This window comes from Ensifer sp. M14, assembly GCF_003355565.1.
Classification (GTDB): Bacteria; Pseudomonadota; Alphaproteobacteria; order Rhizobiales; family Rhizobiaceae; genus Ensifer.
Genome location: NZ_QJNR01000007.1, coordinates 427,482 through 444,882, shown reverse-complemented (window position 1 = coordinate 444,882; position 17,401 = coordinate 427,482). Strand labels below are relative to the sequence as shown.

Genomic DNA, 17,401 nt, shown 5'->3' with positions numbered 1-17,401 from the left:
TTCCTCCGCGAAAATATGTCTGGATCAGAGCGTGTTGCTGAACCAGCGCAGCGACATGCAGGACAGGCCCGCGTCGATCTTGCCGATTTCAGTCGTCTTCATCGGCACGACCTTGTAGCCGAGCTTGTCGAGCATCTCGATCGTGCGCGGGAAGTCCGAGCCGACCATGACGACATCGTTGACGCGCAGCGCATTGGCCGCTGGTTCTTCACCCTCAGGAATGATCACCTGCTTGAAGCGGTCGAATACGCCCGACTTGGCGAGACGAGCGGTCGACAGCACGGTCTCTTCGTCGAGCAGCGAGCAATCGGTCTTGAAATGCAGCACGCCTTCCGGGGTGGCGACGATCTCGCTCTTGCGGCCGAGCTTGTCGAGGCAGGCCTGCAGCGCTTCGGCGCCGACCTTGTCGGTGCGGGCTGAAAGGCCGATCATCACGCTTTCGCGGGTCGTCAGCACGTCGCCGCCGTCGGCAAGGCCGCTGCCAGGCAGGTCAAGAACGGTCTCGAACATCGCGCGAAGCGTCGGTTCGATCTCGATGGTTTCCTTGACGCGGGTCGCAGCACCCGGACGCAATAGGATCGCGCCTTCGGTGAAGACCAGCGCCGGATCTTCGACGAAGATGGAGTCCGGGAAGGCTTCGAGCGCCGGAAGAACGGTGACCTTGACGCCCGCATCCTTCATCGCAGCGATGTAGGTATCGTGCTCGGCCTTCACGCCTTCATAGGTCGGATTGCCGCGGTCATCGGCACGCAGGCCGTTGACGACGGTGGTCGAGGGCGTGCGGACGATGATGTTGTTGAAATTGTAGACGGGGCGTGCTTGCGACATTTGTAGTACCTTTGGCTTGGATGAGGTGCTTCTATCGATCGGATGTGGCGGCGTAAAGCTTTTGCGTACCGGCGGGTTCTCTGCGCGACAAATGCACGCCGGCGAGCATGCAGCGCACGGAGCCACCGGCAAGCTCGATGGTCGGCACGTCGAAGGCGAGCACGCGGGCCGAAGCCTCAAGCGCCTTGACCTGGTCCGGCCGAAGTGACGCAAGCGCCCGCGCCGACATCACAACGACACGGCCATCGGCGCCGTCGAGTTCGATCGCGTTGCCGGCAAAATTCTCGATCTGATCGATCGTGAGATCGATGACCTGCCGGCCCGTTTCCTCCAGGCGCGCGCAAATCTCCTGCCGTCTTGCAGCGTCTGGGATCATGCTGGTGCCGATCAGCGCGAAATCCGTACCGATGCACATCAGCACGTTGGTATGGTAGATCGAATTGCCGTTGCGGTCGACCGCACCGAACACCATCGGCTCGAAATTGAAGTGGGTGCAGAAGCGCTCCAACGCCACCTCGTTCGTGCGGTTCGATCGCGCTGCATAGGCCACGCGTCCGATATGGTCGAGCACCATCGCGCCGGTGCCTTCAAGGTAAACGCCATCTTTTTCGAGACCGGAATAGTCGATCACGTCCTGGACGCGATACTCGTTCTTGAGCATCTCGATGATGTCGGCGCGGCGTTCGCTCTGGCGGCTTTCCGAATACATCGGATAGATCGCCACGTGTCCGCCCGAATGGGTGGAGAACCAGTTGTTCGGAAATACCGAGTCCGGACGCGTCATCGTCTCGTCTTCGAACAGGTGGACGGCGACGCCGGCGACCGACAGACCTTCAGCCATGCGCGTCACCTCGTCGAAGGCGGCTGTTGCGATCGCCGAGGGCTTGCGCGCCTCGTCTGTCGACTGAAAGGCGTTGTCCTTGGCCGTCATCGGGTTCGGGCCGAAATGGTGCGGACGGATCATCACGACGCCCTTGGGCGCCTGTACGGACAGTCTCTTCATTTCAGGCAACGCTCCGCTCGGCAACGGCAGCTACAACCGGCTGCTTGAACAGACCGTAGAGATCGCGCGGATGCTCGGGCTGCGTCGTCAGGTCAAGCTCGGTGTAGAAGGCCGTGCCCTGGATCCTGTCACGAAGGAAGCGCAGCGCCGAAAAGTCTTCGGTGGCAAAGCCGACGGAATCGAAGATGGTGATCTGCGAGCCCGACCGGCGGCCCTCCGCCTCGCCTGCGATAACGCGCCAAAGCTCGATCACCGGGAAATCCGGCGCCATCTGCTGGATCTCGCCTTCGATGCGCGTCTGCTCCGGATATTCGACGAAGACATCGGCGCGACGCAGGATATCGCCCTGCAGTTCGGTCTTGCCGGGGCAGTCGCCCCCAACGGCGTTGATGTGCACGCCGGCGCCGACCATGTTGTCGGAGAGGATCGTCGCGTTCCGCTTGTCGGCCGTCACCGTCGTGATGATGTCGGCGCCAGCAACGGCCTCTTCTGCGGTCTTGGCGACAACGATATCGAAATCCATGTCGGCGAGGTTCTTCAGGAACTTGTCCGCCGCTTCGCTGTCGATATCGAACACCTGCAGGCGCTTGATCCCGAGCAGGGCCCGGAAGGCGAGCGCCTGAAATTCCGACTGCGCGCCAAGGCCAATAATTGCCATCGAGCGGGCATCGGGGCGAGCGAGATACTTTGCCGCCAGCGCCGAGGTGGCGGCTGTACGCAGGCCGGTCATGATCGTCATCTCGGAGACGAGGCAGGGATAGCCCGTGCTGACATCGGAGAGAACGCCAAACGCGGTCACAGTCTGCAAGCCGACATTCGGATTCTTCGGGTGGCCGTTGACGTATTTGAAGCCGTAATGCTCACCATCGGAGGTCGGCATCAGTTCGATGACACCCGTCTTCGAATGGCTCGCCAGCCGCGGGGTTTTCTCAAAAGCGTTCCACCTGCGGAAATCGTCTTCGATATATTCCGCAAGACCCAACAGGAACGTTTCAATGCCGATCGATTTGACCAGCTCGATTACGTTGCCCACACCGACATACTGAACCACGATTTCATCTCCATCGGGAAATTTGATGGGGTCAGCGTAGGCACGCAAGAAGCGAGTTGAAATTTTAAACTTGCGCAAAATCTTGCAAAAGATTGCGCAAATTGTATAATTCCTCTATTAGATTTTCATGCATATCTTCGATGACCTCGATCACCAGCTTATCTCGCTTCTGCGAGAAGACGGGCGCGCGCCCTACTCCAAGGTCGCCTCGGTTCTCGGCATATCGCGTGCAACCGTACAGACGCGCATCGACCGGTTGCTGGAAACCGGGGCGGTGCTGGGCTTCACATTGCGCGTCCGGCAGGACTACGACCAGCGCGCCATTCGGGCAATCATGATGATCGAGGTCAGCGGGCGCACGACCACAAAGGTGATCAAATTCCTTCGCGGCCTGCCCGAACTTTATGCTCTCCACACCACCAACGGCGCCTGGGACATGGTGGCCGAGATCCGCGCCAACAGCCTCAGCGACTTCGACCGCATCCTGCGCGAGGTCCGCGACGTCGAGGGCGTGCTCAACAGCGAGACGAGCATTCTTCTCAGCACCATCTGAAAGGGCGTACTCCCGCGCCACCACAAATACAGGCATGACCGTGAGCCACATTCCCCAGATCGATTACGACACCGCTTCCGACGCTATCCGCGCCGCGCACGACGAAGAGGTCCAAGTCCGTGGCCGCATGACCAATATGAAGCGTACCCTCTTGCATTCGCCGACGGCGCACCGGATCTATGCCGAGTGGTTCACGCTCCGGGAGGAGTTGCGGCCTGTTCTCGACGACCGGGCGATCTGGCTGCTGTCGCATGCGATCTCCGAGGCGATGAAATCGCCGATCGCAATGGGCTTTTTCCGCCGCGCCTTCGCCAATTCCGGCGTCGACTTCCATTCGCTCGTACCGACCGCTGACGAACAGCGGTTGATCGATTTCGGCCGGGCGATCGTCGCCAATTCGAATGCAGTGCCGGCAGAGACCTGGGATGGGTTGAAAGCACGCTATGACAACACGGCGCTCGTCAACCTCGTGGCATTTGCGGGGATCATGGTCGCAACCGCGCTGTTCAACAACGTGGTCGAAGTCGAATTCGATAGGGAATTGGCGCCGTTCATGGATTGAGCGGGCCGTGGCCCGAGAGGGTCGGGCCACTCAAACAAAGAGGGTCAATCTGCGTATCGGGTCACAAATTCCGGGTTGCCGCGCAAGGTGTTGCTGACGGTGCAGATTTCGTTCTCGGCAGCCTCGGCAATGGCATGCCGGGTCACTTCGTCAAAATCGCCCTTGATATCGAAGACGATCTCGAATTTCCCGATGCGTGACGGTTCGTCATGGGCCTTCTCGCCCGTCACCCTGGCGCTGACTTCGGTCAGCCGGTCGAGGACACCAAAACGGCTGGCGGCAATGCGGGCACTCAAGACCAGGCAACTGGCGAGGGAAGCATAAAGCAGGTCGAGCGGTCCGTAGCCCGGCTGCGATGGCCCGGTGACAATATCGAGTTCACCGCCAGTGACCGACGTCACGTGCGGAAAACCGGTTTTGCCTACCACTGCCGTAGCGCCTGTTTCTCGCGTCCTTACCTTCACGTCTGCCATTTTATCCGCTTTCTCCAATGTTCGCGTACGGGGCTCATCTGGTGTGCACAAGTCCCGATCCCGCCGTCATACCGCGGGCCACAGGTGGCCCGCGGTGCTGATATGTCCGCGCTCAGTCGCTGGCGCAAGTGAGCGCGCCGGAATCAGTTCTTCTTCACGAGGCGGTAGAAGACAAAGTCGGAAGTGGCGCCGTTAACGTAGCCTTCGACCTTGTCCTTCATCGCAACCTGGGTTGCGGCCTGGAACATGATCACGATCGGCGACTTCTCCTGCACCTTGCGCTGCAGATCGACATAGAGGGCCGAGCGCTTGGCCGGATCGGCTTCCTTCAAGGCAGCCTTCGTCTCTTCATTGAGTTCGGCCGGAACCGCCCAGCCGTTACGCCAGGTGGTCGTCGACTGATACTTGTCGTCCGCATTGTCTTCGTTATAGGCGAAAGCCTTGGCGTTCGAATGCGGGTCCATGAAATCCGGGCCCCAATAGAGCAGCATGGCTTCATGGGTGCGGGCGCGGTACTTGGTGATGACCTGACTGCCAGTGCCCGGGATGATGTCGAAGGTGATGCCGGCTTCGGCGAACGAAGCCTGCAGCGATTGGGCCATATCGGTGAACGGCGTCGAGTTGATGACGTCGAGCGTCACCTTGATCGGCGTCTGGATACCGGCGTCAGCAAGGATCTTCTTCGCCTTTTCGACGTCGTAGGTGTAGGGCGTCTCGTCGAGCGAGCCCGGGAAGCCCTTCGGCCAGAAGGCCTGGTGAACGTCCATCTGACCCTTCAGGAAGCTGTCGGTCATACCCTTGTAGTTGACGAGGTAGCGGGCTGCTTCCCAGACGGCTGGCGGCTGCAGGGATGCGGCCTTCTGGTTGAACGACAGGAAGTGAACGGCCGCCTGCGGATAGGATTCGACCTTCATGCCGCCCTTGGCGGCAACGCTTGCCATCTGATCCGGCGTCAGGTTCTTCGCCATGTCGACGTCGCCGGTTTCAAGCATCAGCTGCTGCGTGGCCGCTTCCGCGACGTGGCGGATAATCACGCCCTTGATTGCCGGAGCGCCGCCGAAATAGTTCGGGTTGCTCTGCATGTTCAGAAGCTCGCCGGCGCGGAAAGCCTTCAGCACGAACGGGCCGGAACCGGCCGAGTTCGCCTTCAGCCAGGCATTGCCGTAGTCGCCATCGGCTTCGTTCGCCTTGACGGCTTCCGCATCGACCACCGAGGCCGGACGGGCGGCAAGCACGTTGAGCACGAAGGCCGACGAGAAGTCGCCTTCATACTTGATCGTGACCTTGTTGCCGTCGGCGGTCACCATCTTGTCGATGTTTTCAGGGGTCCAGCCGAGCTGCGTCAGGATGAAGGCCGGCGCCTTGTTGAGCACGACGACGCGCTTGAACGAATAGACGACATCTTCGCCGCGCAGCGGGTTACCGGAAGAGAAGGTGACGCCCTCTCGAAGGGTGAAGGTGATCGTCTTTGCCGCATCGTCGGCGGTCCATTCGCTGGCAAGACCAGGAGAAAGCTTCAGAACGTCAGGCGCATCATACTGCACCAGGCGGTCGTAGGTCTGCGTCACATATTCGCCGGACGAAAACTCATAGGCTTCCGCCGGATCGATGCTGACGATGTCGTCGATGTTCTGGGCAACCACCAGCACTTCGGCGGGTGTCTCCGCCAAAGCTGCCGGCGATACGCTCAGCATAAGGGACGCCGCGAAAACCGCGACCTTGAACATTCTCATCATTGCTCTCCTATTTTCGATGAGGTTTGGTTTTTGTTGTCGTCGCCGGCTTGGGGACTGCCTGAGGCATGCCGGTCTCGTTGGGCAAGGATGTGCGGGATCGGAACAGCGGCAGCGTGCCGGTCCAGATCAGCCGAACGGGTCTATCCGTCTTGTTCCACCAGTAGTGTGGCTGGATGCCCCGAAAGTGCAGGCCGTCGCCGGGGGTAAGCGTGGTCTCGTCATCATCGAGACCGAACAGGATTTCACCCGCGAGCACGTATACCAGCTCCTCGCCCTCATGGCTGAACACTTCCGAGCGGTGCCCGGCGGGGATGGTGATGACGAAGCTGGACAGCTGGTTTCCGGCAAAATCCGCGCCGATCCGTTCATAGGAAACCGGCGAGCCGCCGACGGAAAAGACCATGCGCTCGCTGGCACGCGACAGACCGGTATCGATCGCCGGCGCCAGGATGAAGTGATTGAGCTCGGCGTTCAGCCCCTGGGCGATCTGCGCAAGCGTGCCGAGCGAGGGCATGGCGAGGTCGCGCTCGATCTGACTGAGATAGCCGACGGAGACGCCGGCCGCATCGCTGAGCGCCTGCAGCGTCATATGCATCTGCCGTCGCCGCGCACGCACCAGCGCACCGATCCGCGGCTGACCCGCAGTCGCGGCTCTGCCGGATGCGGTCTCTGCATCCTCAGATGGCACGGTCACGATGGATTCTCCTCCCCAGTAAAATTTTTTTGATTTAAGCAAACTTATTTATATACTCCAAGCGAATTCTTGCGCTATCGACAGCCGCGACCGCAAGCGAACGAGGGATGGAATCGCCACGTGGCAGACAACAATACGACTACAGCGCCCGCGCCGACGCGCCGCGCGGGGCTACAAAGCCCGGGCAGACGGCGCCTTTTTTCGCTGCTGGGCTTTCTCGTCACGCTTGGCGTGACCTTTATCGGCCTGCTCGCAATCACCTTCTTCATCGGCCGCATCGTGCCGATCGATCCGGTGCTCGCCGTCGTCGGCGACCGCGCACCCGTCGCCGTCTATGAGCGTGTGCGCGAGGAGATGGGACTTGATCGGCCGCTGGCCGCCCAGTTCGTCAGCTATGTCGGCGACGTGGTGACGGGCAACTTCGGCACGGCGGTTTCCACAGGCAAACCCGTGATCGAGGACCTTGCCCGGGTCTTCCCGGCAACCCTGGAGATGGCAACGCTCGGCATCATTCTCGGCGTTCTGATCGGCGTGCCGCTCGGCGTTATCGCCGCAAGCCGCCGTGGTTCCTGGCTCGACCAGGGCATCCGCGTCGTCGGCCTGCTCGGTTATTCAGTACCGGCCTTCTGGCTCGGCCTCGTCGGGCTCGCCGTCTTCTACGCGAAGCTGAAATGGGTCGGCGGCCCCGGCCGGGTCGACATCTTCTATGACGGCGTCGTCACTCCGATAACCGGCCTCATCCTCGTCGACAGCATCATTGCCGGCGACTGGGAGATCTTCCGCAACGCGGTCTGGCACCTCATTCTGCCGGCCTCCTGCCTCGGCTTCTTCTCGCTCGCCTATATCGCCCGCATGACGCGGTCCTTCATGCTCGACCAGTTGAGCCAGGAGTATGTGACCACGGCTCGGGTCAAGGGCGTGCCGGAACGGCTCGTCATCTGGCGCCATGCCTTCCGCCCGATCCGCGTGCCGCTGATCACCGTCATCGGCCTTTCCTATGCCGGCCTGCTCGAAGGCTCCGTGATGATCGAGACGATCTTTTCGTGGCCCGGCATCGGCAACTATCTGACCGTCGCCCTGCTCAACGCCGACATGGCGGCCGTTCTCGGCTCGACCCTGGTGATCGGCGCGGTCTTCATCGGCATCAACAAGATATCGGACGTGCTCTATCGCGTGCTCGATCCGCGTGCGCGCTAGGGAGAAGCGGACATGACAACACTTCGCGACTGGCTGATCGACGACAGCCCCGCCTCGCCGATGCAAGCGCGCCTCGGCCGGTTCTACCGCATCTTCGGCGCGCTGATGCACAATCCTCTCGCCGTGGTCGGTGCGATCATCATTCTGGTGCTCGTCTTGACCGCGCTGTTTGCGCCCTGGATTGCAACGCATGATCCGCTGCGTCAGGCACTCGGCGAACGGCTGCTGCCGCCAAGCGCCGCGCATTGGATGGGAACCGACGAACTCGGCCGCGATATCTGGTCGCGCGTCGTCTACGGCGCACGCATCACGCTGGCGATCGTCACCCTCGTTGCCGTGCTCGCCGCACCCGCCGGCCTGGTGATCGGCGTTGCCGCCGGCTATTTCGGTGGGTGGGTCGACCGCATCCTCATGGGCATCACCGACATTTTCCTGTCGCTGCCCAAGCTGATCCTGGCACTTGCCTTTGTCGCGGCACTCGGCCCCGGCATCGAAAACGCGATCATCGCCATCGCCATTACCTCCTGGCCGGGTTACGCCCGTGTCGCCCGTGCCGAAACGATGACCTTCAAGAACTCTGAGTTCATCTCGGCCGTGCGCCTGCTCGGTGCATCGAGCCTCCGGGTCAACCTCGGTCACGTTCTGCCGCTCTGCACCTCGTCGATGATCGTGCGTGTCACGCTCGATATGGCCGGCATCATCCTGACGGCCGCCGGTCTCGGCTTCATCGGGCTCGGCGCCCAGCCGCCGCTTCCCGAATGGGGCGCGATGATTTCGCGCGGCCGCTCCTTCATACTCGATCAATGGTGGGTGGCGACCATGCCGGGCTTTGCGATCATTCTCGTCAGCCTCGGCTTCTGTTTCCTCGGTGACGGCCTGCGCGACGTGCTTGACCCGAAGAGCGGGGAGCAACGCTGATGAACCCGCTTCTCGAAATCGAAAACCTGCGCGTCACCTTCCCGACGCCGCGCGGCGACCTTGAGGTCGTACGCGGCCTCTCCTTCACGCTCGGCCGCGAACGCCTTGGGATCGTCGGCGAAAGCGGCTCGGGCAAGTCGATGACCGGTCGCTCGATCCTGAAACTGGTGCGTGCACCGGGTCGGGTCACGGCAGACAAGCTGACCTTCGACGGCATCGACCTGCTGACGCGCTCCGAACGGCAGATGCGCCCAATCCGTGGCGCCCGCATCTCGATGGTGATGCAGGATCCGAAGTTCTCGCTGAACCCGGTCATGACGATCGGCGAACAAATCGCCGAGGCGCTGCTGACGCATCAGCGCCTGCCGCGTCGCGAAGTGAACAACCGCGTCCTGACCATGCTGGAATCGGTGCGCATCGCCGATCCGGAACGCGTTGCCAAGCTCTACCCGCATGAAGTGTCCGGCGGCATGGGCCAGCGCGTGATGATCGCGATGATGCTGATCCCCGAGCCGGATCTGCTTATTGCCGACGAGCCAACCTCCGCGCTCGACGTTTCGGTGCAGGCCCAGGTGCTCGACATCATCGATGAGCTGGTCAAGCGCAAGGGCATGGGGCTGATCTTCATCAGCCACGACCTCAACCTTGTCTCCAGCTACTGCGACCGCATCCTGGTGATGAACACCGGTGAAGTGGTGGAAGAGTGCAAGGCGGGTGAGTTGATGAACGCCAAGCATCCCTATACGCGCGGCCTCATCGCCTCCATCCCGCGTCTCGACGAAACCCGGACCGAGCTTCCCGTGCTCGACCGCAGCGCATGGGCCAAGAAATGACGGCGATTTCGCTCAAAAACCTCGATATTTTCTACGGCGAAGCGCACATCACGCACGACGTCAATCTCGAGATTGCCGATGGCGAGAGCTTCGCCCTCGTTGGTGAAAGCGGCTCGGGCAAGTCAACCGTGCTGAAGGCGATCGCGGGCCTTGCGCCCGAGTGGACCGGCGAAATCAACGTCTTCGGCAAACCGCGCAGCCATGGCATCGACCGCGCCTTCTCCCGCCAGTGCCAGATGGTGTTTCAGGACCCCTACGGCTCGCTTCATCCGCGCAAGACTGTCGATGCCACACTCGGCGAGGCGCTGACGATCCACGGTATCGGCGATCGCAGTGCGCGCATCGAAGAGGTGATGTCCTCTGTCGGCCTCGACCGGAAATTCCGTTTCCGCTTTCCGCACCAGCTCTCCGGCGGCCAGCGCCAGCGTGTCGCCATCGCCCGCGCACTGATGCTGAAGCCGAAGGTGCTCCTGCTCGACGAGCCGACATCGGCGCTCGACGTCTCGGTGCAGGCGGAAATCCTCAACCTGCTCAAGCGCCTGCGGCAGGAGCAGAACCTGACTTTCCTCATGGTCACCCACAACCTGCCGGTCGTTTCCTTCCTCTGCGACCGGCTGGCCGTGATGCGGCAGGGCCGCATCGTCGAGGTGGCCGATGTTGCCGACCTCAAGCGTGGCGACCTCAAGGACCCCTATTCGCGCGAACTGATGCACATCAGCGCAGCGCACGCGAATTAATCAACATCCCAAGGACATATGATGAACAGTGAACAGATCGCTGCCGCGTTGGCTGAATTCGACGCGGCGATTGCAAGGGAAACCGACGCGGACGCCATCTGGGGTGCGCTTCAGACGCTTTGCCGCCAGGTGATCGGCGCCAAGCTCTTCACGATCATGACCGTCGACATGGTCAACGAAGTCGCCCGCCGCGCCTATACTTCGCATGCCGAGGAATACCCGACCTCCGGTACCAAGCCGATCCGCTACGACAGCTGGTTCGACATCGTTCACAAGGCGCATCAGACCTTCGTCGCCAACACCATTGTCGACATCTCAAAGGTGTTCGGCGACCACGAGACGATCTGGGCGCTCGGCTGCGGCTCGGTTGCCAACATCCCCGTCGTCGTCGGCGGCGAACTGCTCGGAACCGTCAATTGCCTCGACGTCGAGCATCACTACACGCCGGAGCGCGTTGCCCTGTCGAAGCATCTGGAACTGCCTGCCAAGCTGGCGTTTCTCGCTGCCGCCCGGTCAGACAAGAACTGATCTTTCGAGACCGGGGGCATCCATTGCCCTCGGTCTTGACCTCTGTTTCAGCGACCGATCGCCATTCCGGTCTGCTTCAGGAAGAAATGCATCTTCTGCGCCTCGATCGGCACCTCGATCGTGTCGTCCGGCCGGACAGGCGATGCCGCGTGGATCTGCCCTGTGAAGGTCGCTTGCCCCACCCTTCCGAGCGCCAGCGTATGGGGGCCTAGCGGCTCGATATCACGCACCTGTAGCGTGAGCCTCGGCGCATCAACCTCCGACGACATCGTGTGCTCCGGACGAATACCGAGCACGACCGCCTGACCGACAAAAGCACCGAGCTTGTCAGCACGAGCGTCCGGAATCTTGACAGCGATACCCTCATCCGCCCTGAACCACAGCCCGCCATCACCGCGTTCGAGCAGCCCTTCGACGAAATTCATGCTCGGCGCCCCGATGAACGCAGCAACGAACAGATTGCTCGGCGCCTCGTAGAGCGTGATCGGGTCAGCCGCCTGCTCGATGCGTCCCTGGTTCATGACGACAACGCGGTCCGCCATCGTCATGGCCTCGACCTGATCGTGGGTGACGTAGACCGCGGTCGTCTGAAGCCGTCGGTGCAGCAGTTTGATTTCCGTGCGCATTTCAATGCGCAGTTTGGCGTCGAGGTTCGACAGCGGCTCATCGAACAGGAAGACATCCGGCTGGCGCACAATCGCGCGTCCGATCGCGACGCGCTGGCGCTGGCCACCGGACAGGGCGCTCGGCTTGCGGTTAAGGTAAGCGCCCAGGTTGAGAATGCGGGCCGCCTCGGCGACGGACTTTTCAATATCGGCCTTCGCCGTGCCCCGTACCTTCATGCCGTAGCCGATATTCTCCGCCACCGTCATATGCGGGTAGAGCGCGTAATTCTGGAACACCATCGAGCAGTTGCGCAGGCCCGGGCGCAAGTCGGTGACATCACGTTCACCGATCCGCACGGTGCCAGAAGAAGCCGTCTCAAGACCCGCGATCATGCGCAGAGTGGTCGTCTTGCCGCAACCGGACGGTCCGACGAGAACGACGAATTCCCGGTCGGCAATTTCAAGATCGAGCGGCGGGATAACGGTGACGCTACCGAAGGACTTGGTGATCTGCTCCAACCGGACCTGGGACATGCTGACGCCTTTTCTCATGACGATGGCCGGCGCGAAAAGCCGCCGGGATACTGCATGTTTCCGCAAATCGACATCGATTTGAGCAAATATGCAGCAGGTTTCAAGCGTTACGGTGTCTACGACCGGGGCGGTGTGTCCCGGTCGCAGGAATTAGGAAGCCCGCCCCGATCGTTTCGGAGCGGACACTCGATCTTCTTACTTCTGCGGCAGGCCCATCGATGCGCGATAGGCAGCGAGCTGCTTGTCGCGACCGAATTCGTCCGTCAGCTTGTTCCACTGCTCGGCGACGCTATCGAGCGCCTGTTGCGGCGTGACCTCGCCGGCAAGCGCCTTGGAGAGTTCGATCTCGAGCACTTCGGTGTAGGAGAAATAACCCGGCAAGCGCATGTCGAGGGCGATGTTCTTCGCGGTCACCGCGTCCTTCTGCGCCCCCAGGTATTCCTTGGCTTCACGCTCGGAGAAGATCTTCGACCAGAGGTCGAGATTGGTCGTGTGCGAGATGCGATAGGGATTGACGCCGGTACCGCCGGTGATCGCCGCCTGGCCGGAGACGGCAGGGCTCGACAGATACTGGATGTAGTTCCAGGCGGCCTCCTGCTTGGTCGACGATGCGGGCACCGCCGCCTGCCAACCGCCGAAGGCCATGAACGACGTCTGTACGACGTGGTCGAACTTGTCCCACTTCTTGGTCTTGTAGTTCCAGATCTCGTCCGAGCCCGGCAACGATGCCGAGCCGACACTGCCTGCCACCTTCGACTGCTTCGGGTCGGCGCCGATGACGCCGGTATCGCCCCAGCCGATCGACTCGGCGACCTGGCCGCCGGCAAAGGCCGCGTTCACTTCGCCGAAGGAGAAGTTGAGGGCGTTCGGCGGAGCGAGCTTCGATGCGCGGATATATTCCTCGAGGCCGCGGACCCAGCCTGGATTGTTGACCTGTGCATCCATCGTGTCCGGATCGAAGAACATGCCACCCGGATTGTCGGGATGGCTGGTATAGCCGGCGACGTGACTGAAGAGGAACCAGAACTGCTGACCACCGCGACGGAAGGCTTCCGCCGTTCCCCACAGGTTGTTGGTGGGTTGGTTGAAGTATTCGGCGATGTCGAGATACTGCTTCCAGGTCTTCGGCGGCGCCAGATCGTAGCCGTACTTGTCCTTGAAGGCCTTCTGGTTGTCGGCGTTCTCGAACAGGTCGATGCGGTAGCTGTAGGTATGGGCGTCACCGTCCATCGTCTGCGACAGGATCTTGCCGTTCCAGACCATCAACTGCTCGCGATAAACAGGTGCGATATCCTCCCAGTCGGCGCCCTTCTGCATGTCAGCCGGCATTTCCGACAGGAAATCGGTAAAGTCCGGCGCCCAGGCTGGCGCAAAGGCGATGACGTCGAAGGCATCTTCACCGGATGTCAGCGACGTGACGATTTTCGGATAGAGTTCCGACCACGGAAACTCGACGACCTTCACCTTGCCGCAGGTCTTTTCCTCCCAACCCTTGGCCGCGAGTTGCAGCGCGGACGCGATATAGGGTCCGGTCTGCGTGGTCGCCGTCAGTTCGACGCCGGTATAATCGGGGTCGCATCCGAGTGCCGTGCCGGTGCTTGCCATGGCAAGAACACCCAGCGACGCTGATGTCAGTAGCAGTTTCCTCATTCTTTCCTCCCTTGAATGAATTGTTGCCGAAAAACAGGTCGTTATTTGATCGCCCCCAGCAGCAGACCGGAGCGCATGAGCCGGCTGAGAAGCCCGGCCATGACCATCATCGGAATGATCGCCACCAGGGCGGCTGCGGAAATCGCCCACCATTCGTCGCCGCGCTGGCTGTTCTGGCCGGCAACGAGGATCGGCAGCGTCTGCCATCTCGAATTGGTCAGGAACAGCGCGAAAAGGAACTCGTTCCAGACGAAGGCAAGCGTGATCATGAAAGTCGCGATCAACCCCGGCTTCGACATCGGCAGGACGATGCCGAAGAAGATGCGCCATGTGGGCACGTTGTCGACCATGGCAGCCTCTTCGACCTCCACCGGCAGCGCCTCGAAGAAGTCGCGCATCAGCCAGATCACGATCGGCAGCGAGAAGGCGATGTAGGCAAAGGTCAGGCCGATGTAGCTGTCGACCAGCTTGAAGCCGAGTTTGCCCATCTCGGTGTACATCAGATAGAGCGCAAAGGCGGCCACGATCGGTGGGAACATGCGCTGGCTGACGAACCAGAAGACGATATCGTTGTTGCCAAGCTCAGGCCCCGGAAGCCGGAAGCGGCTTGAGAACACCGCCAGGACCAGGGCGGCGATGAAGGCGTAGATCAGCGAGATCCCCTGCCCGAAGCCGAGCACATTGCGACCGAGCAGAAACCCGCCGAAGGCGATGACGACGAAGATCAGCGCTGACAGCAGCCGGAAGCGGAACGTAAATCGTACCAGCGCATAGGCTGCCATCGCGCCGATACCGGTCGCGAGCACCGATGCCGAAAGACCGATGATCGTCGAAGCCAGGAACGTGTTGAAGAATTGGCCGCGTTGGCCGGACAGAAGCTCACGCCAGGCCGTCAGGCTCGGCTCGAAATCGACGAAGGGCAGATAGGTCGGCCCTCCGACGACGGCGATCGGTGTCTTGAAGGATGTGATCAGGACCCAATAGAGCGGAAAGAACGTGATGGCGAGCCAGACAAGGCAGCCGCCGAGCGCGATCCAGCGCCGTTTTCCCTTGAGAGTGCGCACGCTCATTTGTGCTTCTCCAGATACGGCTTGAGGATGGCGAGATAGACGAGGCCGATCACCGTGATGACGATCAGGAAAAGGAACGACAGCGCCGAGGTGTAGCCGAGATTGAACTTCTTGAAGCCCTCCTGGTAGGCAAAGAGCGTCAGCGTCTCGGTCGAGATGCCAGGTCCGCCACCCGTCATAACGAAGACCGTATCGATGATCTTGTAGCTCTCGATCAGGCGGATGAAGACGACGGCGACCGAGATCGGCAGGAGCATCGGAAAGGTGATGTCACGGAACTGCTGCCAGGGCGTGGCGTTTTCGAGCGCGGCCGCCTCATAGACATCATCCGGCAGGGTCTGCAGCCCGGCGAGCAGCATGAGGATGACGAAGGGCGTCCATTGCCAGACCTCGACGGCGATGATCGAGCCGAGCGCCCAGCTCGTCTGTGTCAGAAACGGCAGATTGGGAAAGCCGAGCGCGCTCATCAGTTCGTTGAGCGGACCCATCGTCGGGTTGAGCACCTGGCGGGCAATCAGCGCTACGGCAACGGGCGCGACAAGCATCGGCAAGAGAAAGCTGACGCGAAAGATGCCCTCGCCCGGCACCCGGGAATTGAGCGCAAGCGCGACGGAAAGACCGATCACATATTGCAGGCCGACGGAAATGAAGGCGATCAGCGTTGTCGTCCCGGTCACGTGCCAGAAGCGTGGGTTCTGCAACAGATCAGCATAATTACCGAAACCGACGAAACGCGCCGGCATCGGCGGCACGAGGCGCATGCTCATGAAGCTGGTGGTCAGCGAATAGATCAACGGAAAGATTGAGATCACCAGAACGATGATCAGGGCGGGCCAGATGAAGAAGTGCTTGATCGGATCGTTGCGCGTCGTCATGCAGCCGCCCCTTGCGCGAGGAGAGCCTCGATCTCCGCAAGCGTCGGCATGGCAGGCGCCGTGCCGCGACGGGTGACCGAGATCCCGGCCGTCGCACAGCCGAAGCGCGCCGCATCGACCGGTGCCAGCCCTCGCGCCAAGGCTGCTGAAAACCCGCCGACGAAGGCATCGCCCGCACCGGTCGTGTCGATCACCGGGCCGCTTGCCATCGCCGGGACGAAAACCGACTGGCTCTGATTGTGGAGAAGAACGCCTCTTTCGCCGAGCGTGATCAGTGCCGACTTTGCGCCCTTTTTCAGAAGCGCATCACCCGCCCGCCGTGCATCGTCAGCCGTGGCAAGCGCAAAACCAACGAGTGCCGCCGCTTCGGTCTCATTCGGGACGATGTAATCGCAAAGCGGATAGATCGCATCCGGGAAAGGTTCCGCCGGCGCCGGATTGAAGACAGTAACGACGCCTGCCGCATGTGCAATTTCCAGCGCTCGCTGGGCGGCGGCCGCAGGCTGCTCCAACTGCGTCACGAAGATACGCGATGCTTCGATCGTATCCCGCGCCGCCTCGACATCGTCGATGCCGATCGAGCCGGCCGCGCCGGGATAAACGATGATGGCGTTCTCGCCATTCTGATCGTTGACGTAGATGAAGGCGGCGCCGGTCGGTAGGTCGTCCATCTGGACGATCTTCGGCGTCACGCCCGCCTCGGCATAGGTGCGAAGCGCCATATCTCCGAAGGTATCGCGTCCGATTTTCGAGATGAAGGATACCGGACTGCCGGCACGTGCCGCCGCAACCGCCTGGTTCGATCCCTTGCCGCCGGGCCCGACCGAGAAGCCGCTCCCGGTAATCGTTTCGCCGACAACGGGCATACGCCGCGCCAGATAGGCCGTATCGGCCACGAAGATCCCGAGGATCGAAACACCAACCTTCATTCCTGCCTCCCCTGGTCACACCGCTGCGAGGGACGAGCGGAGATCCAAGATAAATTTCACGCGTTCGGATGTAGTGGCGATCAGCTCGGAGAGCCGACGCGCAGGCGGACCTATGGTCAGTCAGGTCGCTTCAGGTGGAATAACGCCCTTGGTGAAAAGGAAGCAGCCATAAAAGCGCGTCTCACCGGTGGTAATGACGCAATAGGCCTTCTTGGCTTCTTCATAAAAGGCGAAGCGTTCGATGCCGTACATCGGCGCGGGCTTGCCCTCGGCGCGATCGATTTCGGCCTGGACTTCCTGTTGCACAGCGGGAACTTCGCTCGGCGCGCCCATGATCTCCATGCGGCCTGCCGACGGCTGCAGTGGCGTGTCGAGGGGAAGGACCGACAGAACCGCCTTCACGGCGCGGGCAGCAGAGACATTGTCGATCCGCAAAAGCTTGCCAAGCGTGGTCTGCCTGGCAATGGCATCGGACGGAAAATTGGTGTCGGAAATGATCAGCGTATCGCCGTGCCCCATCGAGCGAAGCGCGTGCAAAACATCGGCATTGAGTGCCGGGTCCAGATTCTTCAGCATGGACAACCCTCCTCCAGACGCCGGCTCGCATGCTTTCGAGTGGCGCGAA

General features: G+C 61.4%; 19 protein-coding genes. 7 read left to right on the top strand and 12 right to left on the bottom strand.

Features of this window, described 5'->3' with window-relative positions; all coding sequences use genetic code 11:
* Positions 1-24 precede the first annotated feature (24 nt).
* From BLJAPNOD_RS23790 to BLJAPNOD_RS23780, 3 genes are read right to left on the bottom strand one after another with little or no spacing between them, the layout of a single operon-like run.
* Positions 25-828, bottom strand: a complete 804-nt coding sequence (locus tag BLJAPNOD_RS23790; protein ID WP_077501834.1) for an arginine deiminase family protein — start codon at positions 826-828, stop codon at positions 25-27.
* Positions 829-859: 31 nt separating this feature from the next.
* Complete coding sequence (locus BLJAPNOD_RS23785; protein WP_115421687.1) at positions 860-1,831, bottom strand: arginine deiminase-related protein; 972 nt, start codon at positions 1,829-1,831, stop codon at positions 860-862.
* A 1-nt stretch (position 1,832) separates the two neighbouring features.
* Complete coding sequence (locus BLJAPNOD_RS23780; RefSeq protein ID WP_199566033.1) at positions 1,833-2,885, bottom strand: ornithine cyclodeaminase; 1,053 nt, start codon at positions 2,883-2,885, stop codon at positions 1,833-1,835.
* Between the two features lie 124 nt (positions 2,886-3,009).
* Between BLJAPNOD_RS23780 and BLJAPNOD_RS23775 the strand changes: the two genes are divergently transcribed.
* Together BLJAPNOD_RS23775 and BLJAPNOD_RS23770 are read left to right on the top strand one after the other, a co-directional pair.
* Entirely contained in the window at positions 3,010-3,435 is a 426-nt protein-coding gene (locus BLJAPNOD_RS23775) for an Lrp/AsnC family transcriptional regulator (protein WP_025428636.1), read from the top strand.
* A 40-nt stretch (positions 3,436-3,475) separates the two neighbouring features.
* Entirely contained in the window at positions 3,476-3,997 is a 522-nt protein-coding gene (locus BLJAPNOD_RS23770; protein ID WP_115421890.1) for a hypothetical protein, read from the top strand.
* Between the two features lie 44 nt (positions 3,998-4,041).
* On the opposite strand, the gene BLJAPNOD_RS23765 is transcribed toward BLJAPNOD_RS23770, so the two are convergent.
* From BLJAPNOD_RS23765 to BLJAPNOD_RS23755, 3 genes are all read right to left on the bottom strand, one after another.
* Positions 4,042-4,470 (bottom strand): OsmC family protein, encoded by a 429-nt coding sequence (locus BLJAPNOD_RS23765; RefSeq protein WP_077501836.1) that lies wholly within the window; start codon positions 4,468-4,470, stop codon positions 4,042-4,044.
* 143 nt (positions 4,471-4,613) lie between these two features.
* A complete protein-coding gene (locus BLJAPNOD_RS23760) occupies positions 4,614-6,203 on the bottom strand; it encodes an ABC transporter substrate-binding protein (RefSeq protein ID WP_077501837.1) in 1,590 nt (529 codons plus the stop codon).
* Between the two features lie 10 nt (positions 6,204-6,213).
* On the bottom strand, positions 6,214-6,900 hold the full coding sequence (locus tag BLJAPNOD_RS23755) for an XRE family transcriptional regulator (RefSeq protein ID WP_244611062.1): 687 nt from the start codon (positions 6,898-6,900) through the stop codon (positions 6,214-6,216).
* Positions 6,901-7,104: 204 nt separating this feature from the next.
* Here BLJAPNOD_RS23755 and BLJAPNOD_RS23750 point away from each other — a divergent pair, with 204 nt between their 5' ends.
* From BLJAPNOD_RS23750 to BLJAPNOD_RS23730, 5 genes are read left to right on the top strand one after another with little or no spacing between them, the layout of a single operon-like run.
* Entirely contained in the window at positions 7,105-8,097 is a 993-nt protein-coding gene (locus tag BLJAPNOD_RS23750) for an ABC transporter permease (protein WP_115421889.1), read from the top strand.
* 12 nt (positions 8,098-8,109) lie between these two features.
* Positions 8,110-9,015, top strand: coding sequence for an ABC transporter permease (locus BLJAPNOD_RS23745; RefSeq protein WP_077501841.1), 906 nt, complete (start codon positions 8,110-8,112; stop codon positions 9,013-9,015).
* Positions 9,015-9,848 (top strand): ABC transporter ATP-binding protein, encoded by an 834-nt coding sequence (locus BLJAPNOD_RS23740; protein ID WP_077501842.1) that lies wholly within the window; start codon positions 9,015-9,017, stop codon positions 9,846-9,848. The genes BLJAPNOD_RS23745 and BLJAPNOD_RS23740 overlap by 1 nt, the downstream gene beginning before the upstream one ends.
* The gene (locus BLJAPNOD_RS23735) at positions 9,845-10,585 is read left to right on the top strand and encodes an ABC transporter ATP-binding protein (RefSeq protein ID WP_077502081.1); all 741 of its coding nucleotides are present in this window, start codon (positions 9,845-9,847) and stop codon (positions 10,583-10,585) included. The genes BLJAPNOD_RS23740 and BLJAPNOD_RS23735 overlap by 4 nt, the downstream gene beginning before the upstream one ends.
* A 21-nt stretch (positions 10,586-10,606) precedes the next feature.
* Complete coding sequence (locus tag BLJAPNOD_RS23730; RefSeq protein ID WP_115421888.1) at positions 10,607-11,113, top strand: GAF domain-containing protein; 507 nt, start codon at positions 10,607-10,609, stop codon at positions 11,111-11,113.
* Positions 11,114-11,160: 47 nt separating this feature from the next.
* Here BLJAPNOD_RS23730 and ugpC read toward each other — a convergent pair whose 3' ends face one another.
* From ugpC to BLJAPNOD_RS23700, 6 genes are all read right to left on the bottom strand, one after another.
* Positions 11,161-12,252, bottom strand: coding sequence for a sn-glycerol-3-phosphate ABC transporter ATP-binding protein UgpC (gene ugpC, locus BLJAPNOD_RS23725; protein ID WP_077501844.1), 1,092 nt, complete (start codon positions 12,250-12,252; stop codon positions 11,161-11,163).
* 195 nt (positions 12,253-12,447) lie between these two features.
* Positions 12,448-13,902 (bottom strand): extracellular solute-binding protein, encoded by a 1,455-nt coding sequence (locus tag BLJAPNOD_RS23720; protein WP_077501846.1) that lies wholly within the window; start codon positions 13,900-13,902, stop codon positions 12,448-12,450.
* 41 nt (positions 13,903-13,943) lie between these two features.
* Positions 13,944-14,972 carry a carbohydrate ABC transporter permease gene (locus BLJAPNOD_RS23715; protein WP_077501848.1) on the bottom strand — a complete coding sequence of 343 codons (1,029 nt, stop codon included), beginning with the start codon at positions 14,970-14,972 and terminating at the stop codon, positions 13,944-13,946.
* Complete coding sequence (locus BLJAPNOD_RS23710; protein ID WP_115421685.1) at positions 14,969-15,847, bottom strand: sugar ABC transporter permease; 879 nt, start codon at positions 15,845-15,847, stop codon at positions 14,969-14,971. Before BLJAPNOD_RS23710 ends, BLJAPNOD_RS23715 begins: the two co-directional genes overlap by 4 nt.
* Positions 15,844-16,776 (bottom strand): ribokinase, encoded by a 933-nt coding sequence (gene rbsK, locus BLJAPNOD_RS23705; protein WP_077501852.1) that lies wholly within the window; start codon positions 16,774-16,776, stop codon positions 15,844-15,846. The genes BLJAPNOD_RS23710 and rbsK overlap by 4 nt, the downstream gene beginning before the upstream one ends.
* Before the next feature lie 120 nt (positions 16,777-16,896).
* Positions 16,897-17,352 (bottom strand): RbsD/FucU family protein, encoded by a 456-nt coding sequence (locus BLJAPNOD_RS23700; protein WP_077501854.1) that lies wholly within the window; start codon positions 17,350-17,352, stop codon positions 16,897-16,899.
* Positions 17,353-17,401 lie beyond the last annotated feature (49 nt).